Genomic DNA, 23,907 nt, shown 5'->3' with positions numbered 1-23,907 from the left:
TGCCGGGTCAGGCCCGGAAGTTTCCAGGTTGCTTTCATTATTCTCGGCGTCCATGCGATAGCACTATTGTACGGGCGTCGGACACAGTTATGGTTCGCGGATGTTTCAACTCTTTCATCTTTCTCCCGAAAAGCCCGCCAGCCTGCAGCAGCAGCTGCGTGAGCAGATTGCAGCAGGGATTCTGAACGGCAATATCCCGCTGGATAACCCGCTGCCCTCCAGCCGAAAGCTGGCCAAGCAGCTTAATATTGCGCGCAATACTGTTGTGCTGGCCTACGAACACCTGCTGGACGATGGTTACCTGATTGCCCGCGAGCGCAGCGGATACTATGTGAACCCCGACATCATGAACGGCAAGGTGGAGATCAGGCAGAGTCCTGTTGCCGCCGTCGAAGGTTCGCCGCCTGACTGGTCGAGCCGTCTCAAGCTGTATCCATCGACCCAGCAGAATATGAGCAAGCCGCGGGACTGGCAGAAGTACCCCTATCCGTTTATCTATGGTCAGTTCGACCCGACGCTGTTTCCTACCAACAACTGGCGTGAATGCTGCCGCGATGCGGTAAGTGTGCCGGCGATCCGGGACTGGGCCTCGGACCGGTTCGACAATGATGACCCGCTGCTGGTGGAGCAGATACGTACCCGCCTGCTGCCAAGGCGTGGCGTCTGGGCATCGGCCGACGAAATTCTGGTGACCGTGGGGGCGCAGCAGGCGCTCTATATGCTGGCGCGCCTGCTGCTCGACAAGGACAGCCTGATGGGGGTGGAGGATCCGGGCTACGTGGATATCCGCAATATCTCGATGCTGAACCCGTCCCGGGTGCAGCCGTTGCCGGTGGATAGCGACGGTCTGATCGTGGATGACGGCCTGAATGACCTGGATTGCCTCTATGTGACCCCCAGTCACCAGTGCCCAACCACGGCGACCATGCCGATAGAACGGCGCTACGAGCTGCTAAAACGTGCCAACGAGCATGATTTCGTTATCATCGAGGATGACTACGAGAGCGAAACCAATTTCAAGTCCAACCCCATTCCGGCGCTCAAGAGCCTGGATAGCAGCGGGCGAGTGCTTTACGTCGGCAGTCTGTCCAAGACGCTGGCGCCGGGCCTGCGACTGGGTTATCTGGTGGGGCCCGTCGAGTTTATTCGCGAGGCCCGGGCCCTGCGCCGGCTGATGTTGCGCCACCCCGCGGCCAACAATCAGCGCTCGGTGGCGCTCTTTCTTGAGCGGGGTTACCACGACGCACTCATCATGACGATCATGCGCGCCTATGAGGAACGCTGGCAGGAGATGGGCGCAGCCCTGAGTGAGTACCTGCCGGCCTCGTCCCAGAAACCGAGTTTTGGCGGTTCCTGTTACTGGGTTGAAGGGCCCGAGGGGCTGGACACGCGCCTGCTGCGCAAGGAAGCGGCCGATCGAGGCATCCTGATAGAACCCGGAGACCTGCACTTCGCAAGAGAAAACCCGCCGCTCAACTTTTTTCGGCTGGGCTATTCCTCGATCAGCGCAGATCGCATCCGCCCCGGCATCAAGGCGCTGGCCGAACTCATTTCGGACATGACCTGAGCATCCTGCCGGTCGCATTTCGGTGCGGCCGGCAACGCCCCACTGTGCAGTTTGATCCCTCTTTCGTCTTCTCGCCCGCCAGCGTTGCCGTCGTCTGCGCAACGCGCTGAATTCATATTTATTGTCTCGAATTCTCTTTGCGCCGTGTTTTTTACGTACCCGCCCCGCCGTTTAGGTGGGACGGCAGCCGCTATTTTGCGATTTTTCGACGCGCGCCAAGCTCATTGCTGCCCTTTCTGCACTTGCACCCTGTTTAGAAAACTGCCCTGAAACCCCCGTATTACGTACGTTTTTGCCAGAAGGCTGGTCACTGTGTCTGTGTCTGGTTCGGGCTGGCGCAACAGGTGCCCTTTAACTGGTTCTACCTGCGATTGGTCCCCCCTCCTAATCTACAACCAAGCTGATGTGAAACACTCAGCCTCTGATCACAGACACCCAGGCCACAGAAAATCCATGGGTGTGACCTCGCAACCGAGCACAAAAATAACGACGGGAGTGGTGACAAATGCTAATCGGAGTCCCAAAAGAGATTAAGAACCACGAGTACCGTGTGGGCATGGTCCCGGCCAGCGTGCAGGAGCTGATTTCGCGTGGCCATCAGGTACTGGTCGAAACCCAGGCCGGTGCCGGCATTGGCTTTGACGATGCGGATTATATCGCCGCAGGTGCAACCATCGTGACGACTGCGGCAGAGGTCTTTGCCCAGGCCGAGATGGTCGTCAAGGTCAAGGAGCCTCTGGCGGTGGAGCGCAAGCAGTTGCGGCCGGGACAGGTCCTGTTTACGTACCTTCATCTGGCGCCGGATCTGGCGCAGACCGATGATCTGCTGGCCAGCGGTGCCACCTGCATCGCCTACGAAACAGTGACCTCCGAGCGTGGTGGTCTGCCTCTGCTGGCACCGATGTCGGAAGTCGCCGGTCGCATGTCGATTCAGGCTGGCGCTGCCTGCCTGGAAAAGTCCCGCGGTGGCCGCGGCATGTTGCTGGGCGGTGTGCCGGGTGTTGAATCGGCCAAGGTCGTCATTATTGGCGGGGGCGTGGTCGGCAGCAATGCTGCGCGCATGGCCATCGGCCTGGGCGCGCAGGTCGTGGTGCTGGATCGTTCGGTCGATGTGTTGCGCCGCCTGGTATCCGAGTTTGGTACTCAGGTGCAGACGGTTTACTCCAGCAAGGCGGCACTGGAAGAGCACGTGCTGTCGGCTGACCTGGTGATTGGCGGAGTGCTGATTCCGGGGGCCGCGGCACCGAAGCTCGTGACCGCCGAGATGGTCAAGCGCATGAAGCCGGGCTCGGCCGTGGTTGATGTGGCGATTGATCAGGGCGGTTGTTTCGAAACATCCCATGCCACAACGCATCAGGAACCCACCTATATCATTGACGGCGTCGTGCACTACTGCGTTGCCAACATGCCGGGAGCCGTGGCGCGAACCTCCACTCTGGCACTCAATAACGCCACGCTGCCGCATATTCTGGCGCTGGCAGACCTGGGGTGGGAAAAGGCGATCCAGCGCGATGCGCACCTGGCCAATGGTCTCAACATTCATGCAGGCCAGGTGGCCTGCAGGGAAGTCGCCCAGGCCCTGGGGAAAGAATTTGTCCCTTACCAGGCATAACTAAATATCAAAACAAAGCACCCAACGGCCGGCGGCGGTTCCGTCGTCTGCAACAGCAAAGCAAAGGAAAACTAATATGGCTCGTATGACTCCAAGTGAGGCGATGGTCGAAACTTTGGTCGCCAATGGTGTTACCGATATGTTCGGTATCATGGGTTCAGCCTTTATGGACGCCATGGATATCTTTACGCCGGCAGGCATCCGTTTTATTCCCGTCGTGCATGAGCAGGGCGCCGGCCACATGGCTGATGGTTATGCCCGGGTCAGCGGTCGCCACGGTGTCTGTATTGCGCAGAACGGCCCTGGCATCACCAACTTTGTGACCGCTATTGCAGCGGCGTACTGGGCGCACAGCCCGGTGGTCTGCATCACGCCTGAAACCGGCTCCATGTCCAACGGTCTGGGTGGGTTCCAGGAAGCGCAGCAGCTGCCGTTCTTTGAAACCATCACCAAGTATCAGGGCCATGTTGCCAACCCTGCGCGCATGGCTGAACTGACTGCGCGTTGCTTTGACCGTGCCATGCACGAAAACGGCCCGACTCAGCTCAACATCCCACGTGACTTCTTCTACGGCGACATCGACGTGGAAATCCCGCAGCCCATGCGTATCGAGCGTGGCGCCGGTGGTGAGCGGAGTCTGGCAGAAGCCGCTGAACTGCTGGCCAGCGCCAAGAACCCAGTGATCATTTCCGGTGGCGGTGTGGTTATGGCCGATGCCCTGGGTGAGTGCCAGGCCCTCGCTGAATTCCTTGGCGCGCCTGTGGTTAACAGCTACCTGCACAACGATTCCTTCCCGGCGTCTCACCCGCTGTGGTGTGGCCCTCTGGGCTACCAGGGCTCCAAGGCGGCCATGAAACTGCTGTCCCGCGCTGACGTTGTTGTTGCGCTGGGTACCCGTCTTGGCCCGTTCGGCACCCTGCCGCAGCATGGTCTGGATTACTGGCCCAAGCAGGCCAAGGTCATTCAGATCGACTGCGATGCCAAGATGCTGGGTCTGGTGAAGAAGATCTCCGTCGGCATCTGTGGCGATGCCAAGGCGGCTGCCACCAACCTGCTGCAGCGTCTGGAAAACACCAGCGTTGCCTGCCTGGAGACCAAGGGCGCCCGCGCTGAAGAAATCGCTGCGGAGAAAGCGAACTGGGAAAACGAGCTGAACGACTGGATTCACGAGAAAGATGAGTTCTCGCTGGACATGATCAACGAGCAGGCTGGCGAGGAAGGCAACTTCCTGCACCCGCGTCAGGTTCTGCGCGAGCTGGAAAAGGCCATGCCGGAGAACGTCATGGTGTCCACCGATATCGGTAACATCAACTCGGTTGCCAACAGCTACCTGCGCTTCGAAAAACCGCGTTCGTTCTTCGCGGCCATGAGCTTCGGTAACTGCGGTTACGCACTGCCAACCATCATTGGCGCCAAGGTTGCTGCGCCGAACCGTCCGGCCATTTCCTATGCTGGCGACGGCGCCTGGGGCATGTCCATGATGGAAATCCTGACCTGTGTGCGTGAAAGCATCCCGGTTACGTCCATTGTGTTCCACAACCGTCAGTGGGGCGCCGAGAAGAAAAATCAGGTGGATTTCTACAACCGCCGCTTTGTTGCCGGCGAGCTGGAAAACCCGAGCTTCGCGGAAATCGCACGCTCCATGGGTGCTGAAGGCGTCACCGTCGACAAGCTGGAAGATATCGGCCCGACGTTGCAGGCCGCCATCACCCGTCAGATGGAAGAAGGCAAGACCACCGTTATCGAGATCATGTGTACTCGCGAGTTGGGTGACCCCTTCCGCCGTGACGCACTGTCCAAGCCGGTGCGTTACCTCGAAAAGTACAAAGATTACGTCTAAGCCGCATGGCGCAGGACGTTAAAACCCGGCCAGTACCGCCCCTGTGGCAGTGCTGGCCGGGACTCACCGAAGGCTATGGCCTTCGGTTCTCATTGAGTGGAGAAGCCTGCCGGCTTTTCCACGTTTGCGTAACAGCTTAACCGTCCCCCTGTTTCTGGCGCCTGCGACCGGATGCTGCACCTGGCAGCCCACAACGCAGCGTTGTCCATGCCGGGCAGGACGGAGGGCACCCCGGTGGGCCCGACCTGTTGCGCAATATATGCCAGCCCAGCAAGGCTGGCATCCTGACTTTCAATCAGTGTAATGGATCTAGGTAAGCTGCCATGTTGAGCAAAACGCCGGTGGAGTGTCCCACCTATCTGCTTGAAAAAGCCAGGGCCTTGCCCCGGGTGGTGACTGCCGTGGTGAACCCGGTTAACCGGGTATCCCTGGAAAGCGCGAAAATGGCCACCGATGCCGGCCTGATCGAACCCATACTGGTCGGCAATGCCGATGTGATTCGGGGGCTGGCGATGGAGCTGGACTGGGATCTGGCGCGCATTCGAGTGGAAGATGCTGCAACCGAGGCCGATGCCGCGCGGCTGGCCGCCGGCATCGTTGCAACCGGCCAGGCACACTCTCTAATGAAGGGTCACCTGCATACCGATACTCTGCTCAAGGCGGTGTTGAGCCGCGATGCGGGCCTGCGCACCACACGCCGCCTTAGCCATGTATTTCACATGACGGTGCCTGGGCATGAACGCCCGCTGTGCATTACTGATGCGGTCATCAATGTGCAGCCAACGGTGGTCGACAAGGCCCATATTTTGCGCAATGCCATCGACCTGCTACATGCGCTTGGCATGACGCAGCCCAAGGTTGCGTTGCTGTCCGGCACAGAGGAGGTGAACCGCGCCATGCCTTCCAGCGTAGATGCCGGCGAACTGGTCAAGTTGGCGTCATTGGGCGGTATGCTGGATGCCATCATTGAAGGGCCCATGGCATTTGATAATGCAATCTCCCGCACTGCCGCCGACCTTAAAGGCATGACCAGCCAGGTTGCCGGCGATGTGGACCTGATGCTGGTTCCTAATATCGAGACCGGTAACTGCATGTTCAAGCAGATGGTGTACTTTATGAGCGCCACGGCGGCTGGGCTTGTACTCGGTGCACGGGTGCCGATTATTCTGACCTCACGCGCCGACCCACCCGAAGCGCGACTGGCATCCTGCGCACTGGCCTCGGTGTACAGTCATTATCTGGCTCACAAAGCCGCCTGATGCTGCTGGTGTGGATTCAATAAGGCTTCGGTTGCGCCCGGAGCCTTTTTTGTGTGCGTCGGTAGGGTACCGCGTTGCTGGTGGACCTACCTTTTTTAAAATTCTGGCTCTAATCTATCGATGCGTGCCGGGCTCTAATGGGACCATCAACCCCGTTCAGTCATACAGGAGCAGAGCAGATGGCATTGGCGCGATATGGTTTTATCGTTATGGGTCCGGATCTGGAAATCATCAAGCACCACGGCCGCATCCAAACCGAGCTGTTCGACATGGCGGTTTCCGGTGTTCAGACGGTCGAGGAGGCAATTCTGGTGGCCCAGGAGCTACTCACCAAGCACGTACAGCTCATTGAACTGTGCGGTGCCTTTACCGCGGAGGATGCGGACCGAATCCGCGACGCCGTCAATGACCTGGTTCCCATCGGGCGCGTGCAGTACAGTGACGAAGAGCGCAAGCGCCTGCAGCGCGAGTTTGGCTGAAGCTCTTTTTTTGCCAGCCTTGGTAACCCCGCCTTGAACGCTGAGTCTGTTGCGTTGCCGCATAAGCTGAGCGCCTGAGCGGGTTATCCGCAGGCGCGCCGAATCGACCTCAACGGGCCAGGACGGCCTGTTTCATCGCCCGGTCAATAGTATCCTGATTGGGAACAAGCCGCCGCCAAGTCCGATGCGTTCAAGGCAGGGCAACCAAACGGGTCATTCAGGCTCGCTTGCTTTCATTTCTATCTGTCCCGGCCGTCAGCATTCAGCCCGCGCTGAGAAAAACGTGGGGTGATGGTGCACGATGCGAATGCCATTTCAGGTGTCACGCCATTCAGCTTATCTTGTTATAAGATAGAGTTATAACGCTTCAATATAAACAAATGTTTGAATTTACGGGATATTCACTCTATATGTTTCATTACATTCAGGGATTGATTGTCTTGTTGTTTCAGGCATTTCTGTATTACCCGCTTATATAATAACGATTCTCCATCAGTTTTTGATGTGGGAAGACTTTATGTTATTAAATGAAAATTTGACGTTTTACATAAGCTTAGTCTGATAAAAAGCGTCGATATTCTGAGCGCGGCCGGGAGTATTTTAAGAACTCTTGCTAGTCATTATTTTTGATAGTGTTTATAGATTGTTTTTCTGTGAAGTAAAAGGAAATACAGGTTACGCAGTTGCCTGAGGGTTCGTTTGCGAGAGCTTTTTCTGATTTTATTTTCCCGGTCCAGATGCAGTTAAATGCAAGTCAACGGCCCTAAAATGTGCGCCACCGGGAAATTGTATTTTGAATACAGTCATACTGAAACAGTTCAGCGCCTTTCTGGCCTGGCTATCCGGATCCCTCGCCGGCATCGGGGCTGTTCTTTACGCGCTCGGCTTTATCGCGACTTACGCAGCAGACCAGCTGTTCGGTATCGGGTTTGCGTTTTCTAGCCGCGATCCCGTCTTTTATATGGGGCGTGGCGCCAGCCTGATTATGCGTACCCTTATTATTGCGGTGTGGCCATTGCTGCTTTTGGTGGTGCTGGCTGCGATCGTGCGATGGCTTCATCGCCGAACCGGACGTGCACAACGCTCCGGTATCGGGGGGCAGCGGTGGATCGCCGCGGCCCCGGCCCCGGCGGTCTCCCTGATGATGATGGCGCTCGCACTTTATGCACTTTACATCGTGGTGCCGGCACTGGATGTCCCCGGTCTCCTGTTTCTGGATACGGCAGAACTTAAGCAGGCCTGTGCAACGGCCAATGCCCTGGAGGCGGCGGTTCTGGCACAGAAGGGGCCGGAACTCAGCATCTGGTTCAACAAGCTTGCCCTCTGCGCCGGTGGTGTCGCCGGGCTTGGCTTCATAGCGCGTTTGAGCCTGCATCGCGATGGGGTGGTCGTGTGGCTTTCGATTGCCGGTCTTGCCGGTTTCCTGATGCTGACTCTGTTACCCATTGGCTACGGCCTGCTGGCGGTCAGAGTCTCGGTTCCAGAGATTTGGCTCGCTCCGCCACAGCACGAAAATGCCGGTCCGGTTCGGCTGCTATCGCGCTCAGCCGATGGCATCCTGGTCTGGATAGAGGAAAAAAGGGTCGTGCAGTGGGTCAGCAATCGTTTGATCGACACGCTTACCGTTGGGCCACGGCAACCGCTGGTCATGAGCGCCTGTTCCGATTTTAAAGACGCGTTGGAGGACAGACCATGATGAAAATCCAGACAATCAGATTGGTCATGCTTGCGCTCTTGTGCACGTTGCTGCTGATTTCGGCCTGTGCCCCCCTTGAGCCGTATGGAGGCGACCGCAGAATCACGGCCACCTTGCTGACCGCGGGGGAGGATGTCCGCATCAATGGTCGCAATGCCGTTAATGGCGAGGCGATCCGTTCCGGCGACTGGATAACCACCGGCACCCGGTCATCGGCAATGGTGGAGTTTTCCGGTAACACTTCAGTGCAGATCATCGATGCAGACGTTCCTGTTTATCTCAACTGGAATGCCGACGAGCTGACAATACGGATGGATGATGGCGCTGTCGACGTCGATAAGGGGGACAAGGATTTCAGCCTCATCAAAATGATTGGCCGGCTTGCCGAATTCTTCTCGTGGTCCCGGTTTATCGCCGAGGAGCAACGTGTGCGGTTCTTCCGTATCGATTTGCTCTTCGGTCGCATGCAGATGCTTCGTCCCCGGCAGGACGTCGTGCTTGCACCTGGTCAGTACTCGCTGGTAACCACGGACCGCCAGGTCGAGGTCGGTCAGACTTCGCCGCAGTGGCTTCGGGCCATGCGTTCCCGGTTCGACCGCTGGAAATTCCAGGCGCCTCGGCCCACCCGGGCCAACCCTGTGGGCCAAGGCGTGATCGATCTGATCATAAAGCTGAAGAACCGTTCCCGTGACACAACGCCAGACAGAACGCCCGACGCCCCCCCCAGAGGCGATGACCAGAACATATACTAGCCATTGTCCGCCGGGGTTGTGGTGGGTTATTCGACGGCACTGGGATGAGCTTCCCCCTTGTCCGGCAGCGGTACTACCAGGGTGGGAATGCGTGAATGGCGCAGCACGCTCTTGGCAACGCTGCCCAGGAAGCTGTGCATGATACGTCCCTTTTCGTGGGCTCCCATTACGATCAGGTCGCAGTTCAGGGCCTTCGATTTTTTCAGGATGGTTTTGGCGGGCTCGCTCTCAACGATATCGATCGAAACGATCTTGCTGCGCAGGGATTGTTCGCGGGGCTCCAGCACATTCCAGAAGTAGTTTTGACGTTCTTCCAGCAGCTTGCGGGCGTGCTCGATGCGGTGGTGCAGAAAATCTTCGCGGCTGACCTCGTTCTGCACGTAGGTCTGCAGTGCGAAGTAGGCATCGGAGGACAGCTTTTCTACGATATGCAGTACATGAATGTCGGCACCGGTCTGCTTGGCCAGATAAGCCGCATAGCGAAAGGCGAAGGATGCATTCTTTGACAGGTCGGTACAGTACAGAATCGTTTTGAATTCAGGCAGCATGGGGATATATCCTCAGGATTATGCAGAGCAAGAAATCACTGTGACAAAGGGGCCCGCGCCAGGGCGGCGCAGGCCCCGTTTGATCAATACCCCAGTAGCCTGGGCAGGAAGAGGGTCAGATCCGGGAAGAACGCAATGATAAATACGCCGACGATGGAGGCCGCTGCAAAGGGCAAAGCCCGCAGGGAAATCTCTTCAATCGAGGTGCCCGAAATACCGGACGCGATAAACAGGTTTTCACCCAGTGGCGGTGTTTGAAAACCGATCCCCAGGCAGCAGACCACAACGATACCGAAGTGGATTGGATCAATGCCAAGGCTATAGGCAATGGGGAGCAGCACGGGTGTCAGAATCATGATGGCCGCCAGGGTTTCCATGAACATGCCGACGAACAGCAGAAACCCAATGATCATGGCCCAGATCAGATACAGGCTGTCGGTAACGCTGAGCATGGCTTCGGCTATTATGGCGGGAATCTGGTTTTCGACCAGCAAACGCCCGAATACGGTGGCGGTGAACAGGATCAGCAATACGCGGCCGCTGAGCCAGGTTGTCGTTTCCAGTGAGTGAAAAATGCTTTCGAGCTTGAGCTCCTTGTGGATGAAAATGCCCACGAACAGGGTATAAAATATTGCGACGATAGCGGATTCTGTTGGGGTAAAGAAACCGGTGTAGATCCCCCCCAAAATAACCAGGGGGGCCAGAATGGACCAGAATCCGTCTTTAAATGCCTTCTTGATCTGCTCGGAGGACCAGCCGTCGCTGGTACCGTGATAGCCTCGTTTTTTGCAGCTGACATAATTCATGATCAGCAGGGTTGTGGCGATAATCAGTCCGGGTGCGAAACCTGCAATAAAGAGCTTTGGAATGGATACCGTTTGAAACTCCCCGAATTTGGCGATTGCTTCAGGGGGGGCGGCCATGCCGATGGCTGAAATACCGAAGATAACCATGGGAATCGACGGCGGTATAATAATCCCCAGGCTGCCGGCCGATGCGGTAATGGCCGATGCATAGCCTTTGTTATAACCGCGCTTGATCATCGCCGGAATCATCAGCATGCCAACTGCTGCGGTCGTTGCGGGACCAGAGCCGGAGATGGCGCCAAAAAACATGCATGCCAGTACTGCAGCAGCCGAGATGCCCCCGGTAACAGGGCCCGCGAAGCTTTCCGCCAGGTTGACCAGGCGGCGCGAAATACCGGCGGCTTCCATCAGGGCGCCGGCGAGAATAAAAGCGGGCAGCGCCATCAGCGGGAAAGAGCCGACGGAGGTAAAGGCAATCTGGACAAATTTGATTGGATTTTCATCCAGGTATAGAAAGGACACCAGGGCAGATACACCCAGGGCCACGGTGATCGGCGCGCCCATTAGCAGCAGTCCAATAAAGCTGCCGAACAAAATGACGACGATGGATGATTCAACCATTACCAGCTCCTGGCCTAGACGGCTTTATTATTCTGAGTGCCTGAGTCCATCAGCTTTTCGACTTCGAGCGATTCCGGATCTCGAATATCAATGCCCTTGATCAGCTTGTAATAATTTACCTGCAGAATACGAATGGTCATCAGGGTAAATGCAATCGGCAGTATCAGATAAATGTATTTCATCGGCACGCCGAGGGTCTGTGACTTCCAGAATAGGTTCATCTTGTGGAATACGAAGTCGTAACTCAGATATACGAAATAGCAGTTGAAGCAGACCCAGATGAGGTCGGAAATGGCTTCAAGGGCGACACCCACCTTGGGCGGCATGAGCTTGAACTGAAAAGTCACCCGGTTGTGCGCTGAGAGTTTGGCCGCGTAACTGGCGCCAAAAAATACGAACCAGACAAACATGTAGGTTGAAAGCTCTTCGGTCCATGAAAGCGAGTATTCGAACAGCTCCCGTGAAATGATCTGCAGGAAAAGCAGTAGAACGAAGACGGAGAGGAGAGTTCGGCAGATGTAACTCTCGATATTATCGAGAATTTTGTATAGAGCCGTGGCTTTTGCCATAGTAGATTCTCCTGAAATGCAGGGTAATCTGCCCGGCGGGCATTTTACGCCATGCATTCTAACGTGCTGATAAAACCAAGAGGCCGCTGAAAGGCTGCCTGTCTGTTGCCTGGAGCAGTCTACCCAGACAGCCTTGCGGATGGAAACCGATCATCGTGAGGCCCCGCTGGGGGGCCGTCAGGATGAATTAGATTTCGTCGCGGCCCAGCGCTTTCAGCACGTTGTTCAGGACGTCCTTGCCACCGATGCTATCGACATATTTCGGCCAGACACTGGTCGTGGCAAGCTCGATCCACTCTCTCTCGCCATTTGCCGGATCGGCGATAATCATGCCTTTTTCGGTCAGCTCCGATTTAATCCTGCTTTCCTGATCGCGCAGGAACTGTGCACTGTGAGCGGTGGCTGCCTTGCCCGCCTCAAGGATGGCGGCCTGGTCTTGCGCAGACTGGTCCTGGAACACGGATTCGCTGACGATCAGCGGCTCGATGGAGAACAGGTAGCGCAGGTTGGTAACGTACTTCTGTACTTCATCAAACTTCATCGCATAGACGGTGATATAGGGGTTGTCCTGGCCATCTACAACGCCTTGCTGCAGCGCGGTAAAGGTCTCGGACCAGGCCATGGGCGTTGCGTTGATCCCCCAGGCTTTATAGGTGTCGAGCATTATTTCGTTTTTGGGCACGCGTACGACGACGTCTTTCAGGTCTGCCGGGGAGGTGACCGGATGCTTGGAGTTGGTCAGCACGCGAAAACCCGAGTAGGCCCAGCCGATGATGCGCACACCGGCATCTCGCAGGGTATTGTCAACCAGCTGCTGGCCGATTTCGCCCTGGGTCAGAGTGATGGCATCGTCCAGGCTCTGAATCATGTACGGCATGGTGAGGGCACCCACCGAGGGAGAGAAGGGCGTGACGTTGTTGATAGCCAGGATGGAAAAATCCAGAATGCCCATGGAAGCGTCGTTGATGGTGTCCTGCTCGCTGCCGAGCTGGCCGTTCATAAACAGCTTGGCTTCATGCTTGCCGCCGGTTTTTTCCATCAGAACTTCATTGAATTTTTTGCCAAGTTCATGCTGGGTGCCGCCCGCGGCATCGCCTACAGCGACCTTGAAGGTTTTGGCCTGCGCCATTGTGCTGACAGCTGCCGAGACAGCGAGGCAGAGTGCCAAGGATAGAACTTTAGTCGCCTTCTTCTTGGTATTCATGTTTAGCTCCGATTTGAGTCCATCAGCGAGTGCTGGGTTTTATTATTCTGGTTGGCTCTGCCGGGGCGCATGGCCTTGGCAGTTCCCGTCAGGGCACCAATTCAGGCCCTGGCCGCACACCCTGTTCGGGTAGCGGGTAGTTTTATATTCGACCATTGCCCATAAGATTGGTTAGAACCACTTCAGATTCATGGCTGGGGCCAAGAGAAAGCTGTCGGTGTGCCAGCACAGCGGCCCCAGCCTATCGGTGCGAGCCGCAATGCCAGACCATTGATATCCGCGTGAGCGTACACAGCCACTTGTGCCGATCACGCCACGTTGTTGGCGACTGAATCAGACTGTAGCGCTCAGCGCGGATTCTGTCGGGCAATGAGCTGCAGCACCTCGTCGAACACAGCATTGTCGAGGCGCTGATCCAGGTCCAGCTGTAACTGATGGCGATAGTAGGTGCTCAGATCCAGCCCGACACCCAGGGCATACAGTTCCATGTCGCCACGGGCCTCAATCTGTCCTGCGACCTGGCGCAAATGAACATCCAGCAGGTCGTCACTGTTGGCGTGCAGCGTGGCGCTGTCCATCGGGCAGCCATCGGAGATGACAATAATAATGCGCCGGTCCTCCCGTCGAGCCTGCATGCGCGCGAGTGTCCAGAGCAGGGCCTCGCCATCGACGCCTTCGCGGAACAGGTCCGGTTTCAGCAGAGCGGCCATGGAGGCGCGCGCGCGCCGCCAGGGGACGTCTGCAGCCTTGTACACGATATGATTCAGTTCGTTAAGGCGGCCGGGATTGGCGGGCTTGCCGCGCCCGAGCCACTGCTTCATCGGCCGGCCGCCGTTCCAGTGTCCGGTGGTGTAGCCCAGCACTTCGGTATTGGCACCGGCCTGCTCCAGCGCCCTGGAAAATACATCGACCAGCATGGCGATGGATTCGATGTGGGCTTTCATGGAACCGGAGTTGTCGATCACAAAGGTGACCAGGCAATGACTCTTGGGGTGGTCGCGTTCCTGACGAAACAGCTGTCGATAGCCCGGGGTGGTGACCAGGCGGGACAGGCGGCGGGCATCGAGCCGGCCTTCCTCCAGACCGAATTCCCAGCCGTCGCGCTCAGGCGCCGACAGGATGCGGGCCAGCTTGCGGGCCAGGCGCGGTATATTTAGCCCCTGAGCGCGGATGCGGGTATCGAGTTTCTCGCGCAGGTTCGTCAGCAATTCTGGCCGCACCAGCCTTCCGGCTTGCACAACCCGGTCGTACTGGGTGCTGAAAATGCGGTACCCGGCAGCATTCTCTGTCTGCTCGCGCCCGCCGGTGGCCGCGGACTGGCCTCCCGGCTCACCGTCTTCGCCTTCCAGTTCGAGCAGCAGGCTGAAGTTCTGGTGACTGTTCTCGCTGATTTCGGAGGCGTCACGCTCTTCGTTCAGTGCCATTGCCTGGTTCAGGGCGTCAATCATATCCTGAATCACCGCCGCGATGGCCAGGGCATGTTCTGCAAACGCCTGCTGGTCGTGACGGGTTTTGCGCAGAAGGCCGAAGTGCGCGCCGATTTGCCGCCCGAGGGATACCCGGGGGGCTTCTATCAGCATCTCGGTTGCTTCGCTTGCCGGATTGCCGCTGAGCAAAGCCCAGGTCATCTGGGCGAGGGTATAGAGCATGAGACCAATATGATTTTCGGTTTGCCCCGAAGCATGGAACTGGGCGCTCCAGGCGCTGAAGCGATGTTTCAGATTGCTGTGTACTCCCGGGTGATGATCAGCCACCAGGGATTCGACGCGCAGCTGCTCGAGCATTTCAAACACCAGCCGGGCGATAGGGGCGCTGGGTCTGAGGCGATCATGCAGGCGCCGATCATTGTGTTGCAAGCGCAGGGCGATACCGTCGGCGGCGCCGCGAAAGGAGCGAAAATCGTCCCGCACAGGATCCGTCAGCAGGTGGGGGACGCGCACCGGATAGGCACGGCCGTCGACCTCCAGCCGGCGGCCACGAAAACGCAGATTGCGAATACCGCTCTGGGCGCGCATGGCGGCACCGCTCAGCTCTTCCATCTGCTGCTGCTTGCGCTCGAGCCGTGGGGCGTCGCTGCTCACTTCCGGCACCTGCGGCGCCAGTTGTGGCGGCTGCTCAGGGTGCCAGGCGGTGAGTGGTTTGTTGAAGCCGCTTTGCGTCATGAATACCTCAGCTGGCTGCGTGCAGAAGATAGGACTCCGCCAGTTCCTGGTCAAAACAGCGCTGGAAGTATTCGGCGACAATCGGCCGTTCGGCTTCATCGCACTTGTTCAGGAACGACAGGCGGAACGAGCGGGAAAGGTCATGGAAAATCTCGTTGTTCTCAGCCCAGGAAATCACGGTGCGGGGCGACATCAGGGTCGATACATCACCGCTGGCAAAGCCTTTGCGCGTGAGCTCGGCCACGGCCACCATGGCGGCCACCTGCTTGTGTCCCGCCTCGGTGGCAAAGGACGGAACCCGGGCCTGCACGATGGCAATTTCGTCTTCGCGGGGCAGGTAGTTGAGCGTGGCGACAATATTCCAGCGGTCGATCTGTGCCTGGTTAAGCACCTGGGTGCCGTGGTAAAGACCGTTGAGATTGCCCAGGCCCACGGTATTGGCGGTGGCGAACAGGCGGAAATAGGGGTGCGGATGGATCACCTCGTTCTGATCCAGCAGGGTGAATTTGCCGTCGCGCTCGAGAATGCGCTGGATTACGAACATGACGTCCGGCCGACCGGCGTCGAATTCGTCGAAAATCAGTGCTACGGGGCGGCGCAGCGCCCAGGGCACGATACCTTCCTGAAATTCGGTCACCTGCTTGCCATCACGCAGGCTGATGGTGTCCTTGCCTACCAGGTCGAGCCGGCTGATATGGCCATCCAGGTTGACCCGTACGCAGGGCCAGTTCAGCCGCGCCGCTACCTGCTCGATATGGGTGGATTTGCCGGTGCCGTGCAGGCCCTGGATCATGACGCGGCGGTCCTGGGTAAAACCTGCCAGGATGGCGAGGGTTACGTCTTCGTTGAACTTGTAGGCTGGATCGATTTCCGGCACATGGTCGTCGCGTTCGGTGAAGGCGGGCACGCGCAGGTCGGAATCGATGCCGAAGCAGTCCCGGACGCAAACCGTCGTATCCGGTTGGGAAGGGAGCGTCATTTCGGTCATGGTGCGAGCCTCGGTGCAGAAAGTCTGCGGCCAGTCTAAGGCAATGCCGTGTATTCGGGAGGAACCAGTTGGCGGTCCCGGATACGGCCAGCCGCCCGTGCTGGTCCTACCGGTCGCCGGCGGTTGGCATTTGTGGGCCCCGCGGATGGTCTTTAGAATAATTAGTTACAATTCAAGGGGCTGACAGTCGAGCGCGGGCTGCTCTGTGCTGGGGACAGACGTGTTGTTCGGCTGTACCACGGGCGCCCCCGAGAACCTGATCAGAGGAGACGATAGAATGATGTTCGAATCGCGCAATCCGGCTACCGGTGAACTGCTCGAAGTCTTCGACCTGCTGGCGGACAGCCAGCTCGAGGACCGCCTGGTCCGGGCCCGGGCCATCAGCCGCGACTGGCGCCACAGTATGCTTGATGAGCGCGCCGCGCTGCTGAAGAACGTCGCCGGCGTGCTGCGCGATCAGCGCGAGACGCTGGCGCGCAGCCTGTCGCTGGAAATGGGCAAGCTGCTGTCCGAGGCCCTGGGCGAAGTGGACAAGTGCGCGCTGTGCTGCGACTACTACGCAGAGCACGCCGGCGCCATGCTGCAGGACGAGCCGATCGCCACCGAGGCGCGTGACACGCGGGTGGTATTCGAGCCGCTGGGTGTCATCCTCGCGGTCATGCCCTGGAACTTCCCGTTCTGGCAGGTGTTCCGTTTCCTGGCGCCGACGCTGATGGCGGGCAACACGGCGCTGCTCAAGCACGCGCCGAACGTGTCGCGTTGTGCGCTGCTGATCGAAGACATTCTGCGCAGGGCCGGGGCGCCGGATGGCCTGTTCAGCACCCTGCTGATCTCGGTCGAGCAGACCGCGATGGTTATCGCCGACGAGCGCGTGCGTGGCGTCGCCTTTACCGGCAGCGAGGCGACCGGGCGCAAGATCGCGACCCTGGCAGGGGCGAACCTGAAGAAGGTGGTGCTGGAGCTTGGCGGCTCCGACCCTTTTATCGTGCTCGATGATGCGGATCTCGATCGTGCCGTCGACATGGCGATGCGACTGCGCTTCTCCAATGCCGGCCAGATCTGCGTGGCCGCCAAGCGCTTTATCCTGCTGCCGGGTATCGCCGAAGCCTTTACGGCACGGTTGGTCGAGCGGGTCGGCCAGCTGCAGACCGGCGATCCGCTGGATGCCGCAACCACGCTGGCGCCGATGGCCCGTGATGATTTACAGCTGCAGCTGCACGCCCAGGTGCAGGCGGCGATCAGCGACGGCGCAAAGGTGCTGGTGGGTGGCGAGCCGCAGCACGGCGACGGCTGGTTCTACAAGCCCACGGTGCTCGATGGCATTAAGCCTGGTAACACCGCCTTTGACGAAGAGCTGTTTGGCCCGGTGGCGGCGATTGTGCGGGCGCGCGACGAGGCGGACGCCATCCGCCTGGCCAATGCCACACGCTTTGGTCTGGGTGCCAGCGTCTGGACCGCCGATATCCAGAAAGGGGAGGCCCTGGCGCGGCAGATCGAGGCCGGCGCCTGCTTCGTTAATGCGCCGGTGGTCAGTGACCTGCGCATGCCGTTCGGTGGCACCAAGGCGTCGGGCCTGGGACGGGAACTGGCCAGCTATGGCATTCGGGAATTCTGTAACATCAAGTCGTTGTGGGTGGCTGAATGAGTCGTCACGTAACCGCAGCGCGCAGCCGGGCATTCTGCGCTCATTATCGCCATCGAAAATCATTAAGGGTGGCCGACTGACAGTGAAGACCCCTCTTGAGCAGCGCTGAGCTGCTGTTGCTGCTTTGCCTTGCGCTGGGCAGCTATATCCAGGCCACCACCGGTTTCGCGTTCGGATTGATCGTGATGGCCAGCGTGACCGCGCTTGGCCTCGCGCCGATCGACGCCACGGCGCTGCTAGTCAGTGCCCTCAGTCTGGTCAATTCGGCCACCACCCTCAAGGGCGGGCTCTGGCGCCATATCAACGGCCGGGCCCTCGCCTGGGTTCTGCTCGCCTGCATTCCGTCTACCTTTGTTGGCCTCTGGCTGCTGAACCACAGCAGCGATGACCAGCGAGGTCTGCTGCAGGGTACCCTGGGACTGTGCCTGATCGGCAGCAGCCTGATGATGATGTACCGCGTCAAACAGCTGGAGCAGCCTTCGCCGGGTGGCGCCTTTGCCGTCAGCGGCGTGCTGGCCGGGCTGATGGGCGGGCTCTTTGCCACTTTCGGGCCACCGGTGACCTTCATTATGTACCGCCAGCCCGATTCCATGGCGGCGATCCGGGCGACGCTGTTGTGCCTTTTCAGTGTCACCGCAGTGCTGCGCCTAAGCGCCGTGCTCTGGGTCGAGCCGCTGGATCCTTCGCTGATCGGGCTCTTCGTGCTTGGGGCCCCCACCGTGATGCTTGCCGCGATTGCGGCGCGCCATTTTCCGCCGCCGCTGTCGAACACGGCGCTGCGCCGCCTGGCATTCGGGCTGCTGCTGTTTTCCGGCCTGGGACTGAGCATCCGGGGTTTCATGTAGCGCGGTGTCTTCGGCCCGGCAACGGCTTGTGGCTGGAAGAACGACGCTGATCCTGCCATACCACGGGGCACATTAGCGCCACGAGTCGTTCAGCTTCCTTTTTGTAAGTGCCCATCAGCTGGGCCTCTGCCAGGATGTGTCCCTGCATGGCCGCGACCACCTTCGCCTTGTCCGGTTTATCGCCGAGGCGGCCAAGCCAATAGTCAGCGTGGCGACCGCGAACTGCCATCCAGCGGATCTGACGCCCTTGTGCACCGGTGCCACCAGGTCGCTGGCACGTACCCGGTAAACGTTGAACGGCTTGGCGATATTCTTGACATGCTTATCGCCGAGAAAGTCGTAACCGAAGTGGACCTTGCCCTCGACGGCATCGTAGACAGGGCTGGAAATGCAGATCCCGCCGGGTTCCGCGAGGGCTTCCATGCGAGCAGCGATATTGACGCCGTCACCGAAAATAATGCCGCTGTCGTCCTCGACCGCATCGCCAAGGTTGACGCCGATGCGAAATGCCATGCGCCGTTCCGCCTGCAGCTCCAGGTTGCGGCCTTCCAGCACCTTTTGGATCTCGACGGCTCCGTTAACGGCTTCCACCGTGCTGGGAAACTCCGCCAGGAAGTTGTCGCCGGGGGCATCGACGATGCGGCCCTGGTGACGGTCGATCACGCGGCCAATGGCCTGCTGGGACTGCTTGAGGGTATCCACCGTCGCCTGTTCGTCCTCACTCTTCAGGCGGCAATTTTGTGTATGGTGCTGGGCCGGCGTCACCTGCCGGGCGGCCTGCCGCAGATATCCGGGGGTGAAAGGCCAGCGGGCAAAGATCAGTCCGGGATGCGGTACGCAGCGACAGCATTGAGTCCGAAAATCGCTGCCCGATCAGCTTCACTGAAGCCGCCCAGCAACGTATCGGTCGCCGACAGCCACCGCTGATATCCGCCCCCAAGCTGGCACACGGGCCAGTCACTGCCCCAAATCAGGCGCCTGGGACCGAAGGTGTCCAGCAGGTGTTCGACGTAGGGTGCCAGATCCTCAATAGTCCAGTTTTCTGCCGCTTCGGTCACCAAACCTGAGAGCTTGCAGAACGCGCTGGTCTCTTGCGCAAGGGTCGCCATATCACTGGCCCATTCAGCAAAAGCTCCCTGGCGTATCTGGGGTTTTGCTCCGTGGTTGATGACGACGCGCATAGTAGGGTAGAGATCCAGAAGTCGCTGCAGGTTGCCGAGGTGTCTGGGGAGGATGAGCGCGTCCAGTGTCAGGTCACTGGCGATCAATGCGTCAAATGCAGGCTTGAGTTCCGGTTGCAGCATCCAGTTGAGATCAGGGATATCCTGGATCATGGGCCTTAATCCCACCACGGCGGGGTGAGACGCGAGGTGCTCGATCTCATCGCTTGCGGTCCTGCTTGCAAAATTTACCCAGCCGACGACGCCCCTGACAAAAGCATGTTGCTCGGCGAGTGACAGTAGAAATGCGGTTTCCTGAGTTGTCGGTGCGGCCTGCACCAGCACAGTACCGTCTACCCCTGCTGACTCCAGCTGGGGGCTCAGGTCATCAGGCAGAAAATCGCGATACAGCATGCTTTGCTCGGGTGTCAGCCAACCGTAATCCGCTCTGTCGATCTTCCAGAAATGCTGATGAGCATCGATCTTCATGCCTCTACCACCCCTTTTTTCAGGATGATATTGCCATACAGTCGTCGCTCGCCGGTCTGAATGATCGCGAAGGCGGACTCTGCACGTTCGTAAAAAGCAAAGCGCTCCAGGCTGCCAATCTGCGCCGGGTGATCGGCCGTTGCATTAATGATGGACTGGAAGTCTGTCACAATCTCCGGAATCGTTTCGGCGTTGCCTACAACCTGCATGGTTAATACCGGGGGCTCGAAGGTGTCCAGCGGCATGACTTCAAGGATTGCCCGCAGCATCTCGGTCGCCAGAACCCCATCCAGTCTGATGCATTTGGGGCTGGCGCTTTCTGCCGGGAAATTGGCATCAGCAATGACGATTTCGTCGCCATGACCCATCGCACGCAATGCGTGCAGGAGGTCAGGCGACAACACTGGAGGGATATTACGCAGCATGGGTAGTCTCCATCGGCAGCAGCGCTGCAGTGCGCTTATTGCGAAAATTTGTATCAGCTACTTTCCGAGCCAGTGCTTTCTGGCGTGTCATGGCTGTGGCTGGGCAGCGACTGTGCTGCGCATCAGTGGGAGCGAAAGAAGGTTGGATGCTGGCTTTCTAGCGGTTCGATCTGTGTGATGAGTCGCCCCAGATGCAGTTTCATTGCAGACTGTGCGGCGACAGGATCACGCATGCGGATGGCGTCTACGACGGCCTTGTGCTCCCTGACGGCTGCTGCCGGGCGGCCTTCTTCGGGTAGCAGCAGCATGCGGGCACGTTTCAGTTGCAGGGATACTGTGGATGCAACCGAGGAGACCCCAGGGAAACCGGTGAACTCCATCAGCAATGCGTGAAACTCCTCGTCGGTCTTGTAGAAGCCTGCAAAATCCCTGTCTTCCACTAATAGCTCCTGCAATCGCAGGTTCCTCGTTAATTGCGTCAGCTGCTCGTCGCTGCGCTGCTCGGCAACTCTTGCAACAGCCGCCAGTTCCAGCGCCTCGCGAAGAAAGCTGGCTTCGCGAATTTCTGCCATCGAGAAGCAAGACACCTTCGTGGCCGACTGGGGGATGACATCCACCAGTCCCTCTGCTGACAGGCGGGCTATTGCCTCGGATACGGGTGAGCGCGAAACGCCGAGCTGTTCGCAAATGGCGCCTTTTCTCAGAATCGTACCGGGCGGGTAGTCCATTGAGAGGATGGCTTCTCGCAAAGACTGGTAGACCCGCTGGGCGAGAGAACCGCTCAGGTCTTCTATGTCGGTGAGTGTGGCTGCATTCATATTCATTACCTGAATACTAACATGTTAGTTGACGATGGTATCATCGAGTGCTAGTTTGAGGATACAACATGGCACATGAAATGTGAATTTCGGAACAAGGGGGCTCAGCGTGAGCAAGGCAACACAAACCATTCGTCTGCATCCAAACGACAACGTTGTGGTGGCTCTATGCGATCTCTCTGCTGGGCACAAACTGGAAGGCACCAGTGCCTGCCTTCAGCAAGCGGTGCCGCGTGGCCACAAGATTGCTGTCTGTCCTATCAAGGCTGGGCAAGATCTGATTCGGTATGGCCAGATCATTGGCCAGGCCACAGCTGATATTGAAGCTGGCGTACATGTGCATACGCATAACCTGGGAATGGGGCAACACTTGCAGGACTATGCTTTCGCGAGCCAAAGCGTACCCCTTCCCGCTGCGGACGATGAAAGAACCTTCAAGGGGTACACCCGGGCGGACGGCAAGACAGGTACTCGCAACTACATCGGAATCTTAACCTCTGTTAACTGCGCGGGTTCGGTTGCCCGCTTCATCGCCGAGGCGGCGGAGAAGTCCGGTCTGCTAGATGAGTTTCCCAATATCGACGGCGTAGTGCCTATCGTTCACAGCTCGGGCTGCGGCATGTCTGGCAAGGATGAAGGTTATGACACCCTGTTTCGCACTCTCTCAGGTTATGCGCGACACCCCAATTTCGGCGGCATTCTGCTGGTGGGCCTGGGCTGCGAGGTGATGCAGGTCGATGCCTTGGTGGGTGGGCGTTCGATTCGGGCAGATGGTGCCCTGCACTATATGACTATTCAGGCCGAGGGCGGTACGCGCAAAACCATCGAAAAAGGGCTTGAGGAACTGCGCGCTATTGCTGTCATCGCCAACCGTGCGCAGCGCAGCGCAGCCCCGATTTCGGCTATTACCGTAGGAATGCAATGTGGCGGCTCAGACGGCTATTCAGGCATTACAGCAAACCCTGCACTGGGCTATGCCTCAGACCTGCTGGTACGCCACGGTGGTACCACGATTCTGTCTGAAACATCCGAAATCTATGGGGCTGAGCATTTACTGACCCGTCGCGCGGTGTCCCAAAATGTGGGAGAAAAGCTGATTGCACGCGTGCGCTGGTGGGAAGATTACTGCGCGCGTAACGGCGGAGAGATGGACAACAACCCGAGCCCTGGCAACAAGCGCGGCGGGTTGACGACCATCCTTGAAAAGTCACTCGGCGCGGTCGCAAAGAGCGGTACAGCCCCTCTGAGTGATGTTTACCTCTTCGCTGAGCAGATCGACAGCAAGGGTTTTGTCTTCATGGACAGCCCGGGTTACGACCCCTGTTCGGTAACCGGCCAGGTCGCCTCCGGGGCAAATCTTATCGTCTTTACGACGGGGCGTGGTTCTGTCTCCGGCTACAAGCCAACCCCCTGCATCAAACTCGCGACCAATACACAGATGTATCAGCGCATGTCTGGTGACATGGATTTGAATTGCGGGGATATCGTCTCCAGTGGCGTGAGTATTAAAGACAAGGGACATGAGCTGTTCGAACTCATTATTCGTGTCGCCTCTGGTGAGCAGACAAAAAGTGAAGCGCTGGGATTTGGCGGGGCAGAGTTTGTGCCCTGGCAAATCGGCGCGGTCATGTGATCTGAAAAAAACTAAATCAGGAGGATAAAGCATGCGGCTTGAAGGCAAAACAATTCTAATCACTGCTGCCGGACAAGGCATTGGTCGAGCCAGTGTACTGGCCTGCGTCGCCCAGGGGGCGCGGGTCATTGCCACCGATATCAATATGGACGCACTCGAGAATTTGAAGCGCGAGTCGGACTTTATCGAGACCCGTTTTCTGGATGTAACCGATGTTGAGGCCGTCAACGCACTCGCCGCCGAATTGCCAAGGTTGGATGGGCTCTTCAATTGCGCAGGTTTTGTGCATCACGGCACCATACTCGAGTTGTCAGATGAGGACTGGGCCTTCAGTGTTAATCTGAACGTCACTTCCATGATCCGCATGTGCCGCGCTTTTCTGCCTGGCATGCTGCAGCGCGCACAGGAAACCGGGAGCGTTTCGGTTCTGAATATGGCGTCGATGGCATCCTCCATCAAGGGCTTTACTGCGCGTACCGCCTATGGCACGACCAAGGCTGCGGTGATTGGGCTGACAAAGGCAATTGCCGCTGATTATGTGAAGCAGGGCCTGCGTTGCAATGCGCTCTGCCCTGGAACCGTCGATACGCCATCCCTGCGCGGACGCATTGCGGATGCGGCTGATCCTGTGCAGGCGGAGAAAGATTTTATCGCCCGCCAGCCCATGGGACGTTTGGCAAAAGTCACCGATATTGCACCTATGGTCACCTATCTGCTTTCAGATGATAGCCAGTTTGTTACTGGCCAGGCGATGCTGGTCGACGGCGGCGTCACCATCTGACGACAAAC

General features: G+C 58.3%; 21 protein-coding genes. 11 read left to right on the top strand and 10 right to left on the bottom strand.

The genetic code is table 11. The features are described from left to right. The first annotated feature begins 100 nt into the window (after positions 1-100). The 7 genes from pdxR to F451_RS0109950 all read left to right on the top strand — a co-directional run bounded on the left by pdxR (position 101) and on the right by F451_RS0109950 (position 9,205). The gene (gene pdxR / locus F451_RS0109980) at positions 101-1,567 is read left to right on the top strand and encodes a MocR-like pyridoxine biosynthesis transcription factor PdxR (protein ID WP_020681230.1); all 1,467 of its coding nucleotides are present in this window, start codon (positions 101-103) and stop codon (positions 1,565-1,567) included. A gap of 505 nt (positions 1,568-2,072) precedes the next feature. Next, positions 2,073-3,179 carry an alanine dehydrogenase gene (gene ald / locus F451_RS0109975; protein WP_026291658.1) on the top strand — a complete coding sequence of 369 codons (1,107 nt, stop codon included), beginning with the start codon at positions 2,073-2,075 and terminating at the stop codon, positions 3,177-3,179. Positions 3,180-3,255: 76 nt separating this feature from the next. Next, positions 3,256-5,019, top strand: coding sequence for a sulfoacetaldehyde acetyltransferase (xsc, locus tag F451_RS0109970; protein WP_026291657.1), 1,764 nt, complete (start codon positions 3,256-3,258; stop codon positions 5,017-5,019). Positions 5,020-5,342: 323 nt separating this feature from the next. Further along, positions 5,343-6,278, top strand: a complete 936-nt coding sequence (locus tag F451_RS0109965; protein WP_020681227.1) for a bifunctional enoyl-CoA hydratase/phosphate acetyltransferase — start codon at positions 5,343-5,345, stop codon at positions 6,276-6,278. 179 nt (positions 6,279-6,457) lie between these two features. After that, positions 6,458-6,757, top strand: a complete 300-nt coding sequence (locus F451_RS0109960; protein WP_020681226.1) for a DUF6506 family protein — start codon at positions 6,458-6,460, stop codon at positions 6,755-6,757. 793 nt (positions 6,758-7,550) lie between these two features. Further along, a complete protein-coding gene (locus F451_RS0109955; RefSeq protein WP_020681225.1) occupies positions 7,551-8,453 on the top strand; it encodes a hypothetical protein in 903 nt (300 codons plus the stop codon). Then, positions 8,450-9,205 (top strand): hypothetical protein, encoded by a 756-nt coding sequence (locus tag F451_RS0109950; protein WP_020681224.1) that lies wholly within the window; start codon positions 8,450-8,452, stop codon positions 9,203-9,205. Before F451_RS0109955 ends, F451_RS0109950 begins: the two co-directional genes overlap by 4 nt. Before the next feature lie 26 nt (positions 9,206-9,231). Here F451_RS0109950 and F451_RS0109945 read toward each other — a convergent pair whose 3' ends face one another. From F451_RS0109945 to F451_RS0109920, 6 genes are all read right to left on the bottom strand, one after another. Continuing rightward, entirely contained in the window at positions 9,232-9,753 is a 522-nt protein-coding gene (locus F451_RS0109945) for a universal stress protein (protein WP_020681223.1), read from the bottom strand. Positions 9,754-9,836: 83 nt separating this feature from the next. Next, positions 9,837-11,180, bottom strand: a complete 1,344-nt coding sequence (locus tag F451_RS0109940; protein ID WP_020681222.1) for a TRAP transporter large permease — start codon at positions 11,178-11,180, stop codon at positions 9,837-9,839. A gap of 14 nt (positions 11,181-11,194) precedes the next feature. Next, positions 11,195-11,749: a TRAP transporter small permease gene (locus F451_RS25255; RefSeq protein WP_020681221.1), complete on the bottom strand. Its 555-nt coding sequence runs from the start codon at positions 11,747-11,749 to the stop codon at positions 11,195-11,197. A 187-nt stretch (positions 11,750-11,936) separates the two neighbouring features. Continuing rightward, complete coding sequence (locus F451_RS0109930) at positions 11,937-12,953, bottom strand: TRAP transporter substrate-binding protein (protein WP_026291656.1); 1,017 nt, start codon at positions 12,951-12,953, stop codon at positions 11,937-11,939. Between the two features lie 347 nt (positions 12,954-13,300). Next, positions 13,301-15,115 (bottom strand): cobaltochelatase CobT-related protein, encoded by a 1,815-nt coding sequence (locus F451_RS0109925; protein ID WP_020681219.1) that lies wholly within the window; start codon positions 15,113-15,115, stop codon positions 13,301-13,303. A gap of 7 nt (positions 15,116-15,122) precedes the next feature. Beyond that, positions 15,123-16,103 carry an AAA family ATPase gene (locus tag F451_RS0109920; protein ID WP_020681218.1) on the bottom strand — a complete coding sequence of 327 codons (981 nt, stop codon included), beginning with the start codon at positions 16,101-16,103 and terminating at the stop codon, positions 15,123-15,125. Positions 16,104-16,380: 277 nt separating this feature from the next. Here F451_RS0109920 and F451_RS0109915 point away from each other — a divergent pair, with 277 nt between their 5' ends. After that, the gene (locus F451_RS0109915) at positions 16,381-17,748 is read left to right on the top strand and encodes an NAD-dependent succinate-semialdehyde dehydrogenase (protein WP_020681217.1); all 1,368 of its coding nucleotides are present in this window, start codon (positions 16,381-16,383) and stop codon (positions 17,746-17,748) included. A gap of 95 nt (positions 17,749-17,843) precedes the next feature. Next, positions 17,844-18,593 carry a sulfite exporter TauE/SafE family protein gene (locus F451_RS0109910; protein WP_020681216.1) on the top strand — a complete coding sequence of 250 codons (750 nt, stop codon included), beginning with the start codon at positions 17,844-17,846 and terminating at the stop codon, positions 18,591-18,593. Positions 18,594-18,707: 114 nt separating this feature from the next. Here the strand turns inward: F451_RS0109910 and F451_RS25250 are convergent, their stop codons facing one another. From F451_RS25250 to F451_RS0109890, 4 genes are all read right to left on the bottom strand, one after another. Further along, entirely contained in the window at positions 18,708-19,358 is a 651-nt protein-coding gene (locus tag F451_RS25250) for an adenylate/guanylate cyclase domain-containing protein (RefSeq protein ID WP_020681215.1), read from the bottom strand. A gap of 53 nt (positions 19,359-19,411) precedes the next feature. Further along, positions 19,412-20,242 (bottom strand): amidohydrolase family protein, encoded by an 831-nt coding sequence (locus tag F451_RS0109900; protein WP_020681214.1) that lies wholly within the window; start codon positions 20,240-20,242, stop codon positions 19,412-19,414. Beyond that, the gene (gene fucU, locus F451_RS0109895) at positions 20,239-20,667 is read right to left on the bottom strand and encodes an L-fucose mutarotase (protein ID WP_020681213.1); all 429 of its coding nucleotides are present in this window, start codon (positions 20,665-20,667) and stop codon (positions 20,239-20,241) included. The genes F451_RS0109900 and fucU overlap by 4 nt, the downstream gene beginning before the upstream one ends. Positions 20,668-20,789: 122 nt before the next feature. Then, positions 20,790-21,485, bottom strand: a complete 696-nt coding sequence (locus F451_RS0109890; protein ID WP_020681212.1) for a GntR family transcriptional regulator — start codon at positions 21,483-21,485, stop codon at positions 20,790-20,792. Between the two features lie 109 nt (positions 21,486-21,594). On the opposite strand from F451_RS0109890, the gene F451_RS0109885 reads away from it, so the two are divergent. Further along, positions 21,595-23,118, top strand: coding sequence for a UxaA family hydrolase (locus F451_RS0109885; RefSeq protein WP_020681211.1), 1,524 nt, complete (start codon positions 21,595-21,597; stop codon positions 23,116-23,118). Positions 23,119-23,149: 31 nt separating this feature from the next. Further along, positions 23,150-23,899, top strand: coding sequence for an SDR family oxidoreductase (locus F451_RS0109880; RefSeq protein ID WP_020681210.1), 750 nt, complete (start codon positions 23,150-23,152; stop codon positions 23,897-23,899). The last annotated feature ends 8 nt before the right edge of the window (positions 23,900-23,907 follow it).

It is taken from the genome of Marinobacterium rhizophilum DSM 18822 (assembly GCF_000378045.1).
Classification (GTDB): domain Bacteria; phylum Pseudomonadota; class Gammaproteobacteria; order Pseudomonadales; family Balneatricaceae; genus Marinobacterium_A; species Marinobacterium_A rhizophilum.
The sequence above is the reverse complement of the archived record's forward strand: the minus strand, read 5'-3'. Positions and strand labels throughout refer to the sequence as shown.

What these genes read in the sequence shown, in the direction of transcription:
- pdxR (WP_020681230.1), top strand. Translation starts at nt 101, where the DNA reads ATGTTTCAACTCTTTCATCTTTCTCCCGAAAAGCCCGCCAGCCTGCAG.
- ald (WP_026291658.1), top strand. Translation starts at nt 2,073, where the DNA reads ATGCTAATCGGAGTCCCAAAAGAGATTAAGAACCACGAGTACCGTGTG.
- xsc (WP_026291657.1), top strand. Translation starts at nt 3,256, where the DNA reads ATGGCTCGTATGACTCCAAGTGAGGCGATGGTCGAAACTTTGGTCGCC.
- F451_RS0109965 (WP_020681227.1), top strand. Translation starts at nt 5,343, where the DNA reads ATGTTGAGCAAAACGCCGGTGGAGTGTCCCACCTATCTGCTTGAAAAA.
- F451_RS0109960 (WP_020681226.1), top strand. Translation starts at nt 6,458, where the DNA reads ATGGCATTGGCGCGATATGGTTTTATCGTTATGGGTCCGGATCTGGAA.
- F451_RS0109950 (WP_020681224.1), top strand. Translation starts at nt 8,450, where the DNA reads ATGATGAAAATCCAGACAATCAGATTGGTCATGCTTGCGCTCTTGTGC.
- F451_RS0109945 (WP_020681223.1), bottom strand. Translation starts at nt 9,753, where the DNA reads ATGCTGCCTGAATTCAAAACGATTCTGTACTGTACCGACCTGTCAAAG.
- F451_RS0109940 (WP_020681222.1), bottom strand. Translation starts at nt 11,180, where the DNA reads ATGGTTGAATCATCCATCGTCGTCATTTTGTTCGGCAGCTTTATTGGA.
- F451_RS25255 (WP_020681221.1), bottom strand. Translation starts at nt 11,749, where the DNA reads ATGGCAAAAGCCACGGCTCTATACAAAATTCTCGATAATATCGAGAGT.
- F451_RS0109930 (WP_026291656.1), bottom strand. Translation starts at nt 12,953, where the DNA reads ATGAATACCAAGAAGAAGGCGACTAAAGTTCTATCCTTGGCACTCTGC.
- F451_RS0109925 (WP_020681219.1), bottom strand. Translation starts at nt 15,115, where the DNA reads ATGACGCAAAGCGGCTTCAACAAACCACTCACCGCCTGGCACCCTGAG.
- F451_RS0109920 (WP_020681218.1), bottom strand. Translation starts at nt 16,103, where the DNA reads ATGACCGAAATGACGCTCCCTTCCCAACCGGATACGACGGTTTGCGTC.
- F451_RS0109915 (WP_020681217.1), top strand. Translation starts at nt 16,381, where the DNA reads ATGATGTTCGAATCGCGCAATCCGGCTACCGGTGAACTGCTCGAAGTC.
- F451_RS0109900 (WP_020681214.1), bottom strand. Translation starts at nt 20,242, where the DNA reads ATGAAGATCGATGCTCATCAGCATTTCTGGAAGATCGACAGAGCGGAT.
- fucU (WP_020681213.1), bottom strand. Translation starts at nt 20,667, where the DNA reads ATGCTGCGTAATATCCCTCCAGTGTTGTCGCCTGACCTCCTGCACGCA.
- F451_RS0109890 (WP_020681212.1), bottom strand. Translation starts at nt 21,485, where the DNA reads ATGAATGCAGCCACACTCACCGACATAGAAGACCTGAGCGGTTCTCTC.
- F451_RS0109880 (WP_020681210.1), top strand. Translation starts at nt 23,150, where the DNA reads ATGCGGCTTGAAGGCAAAACAATTCTAATCACTGCTGCCGGACAAGGC.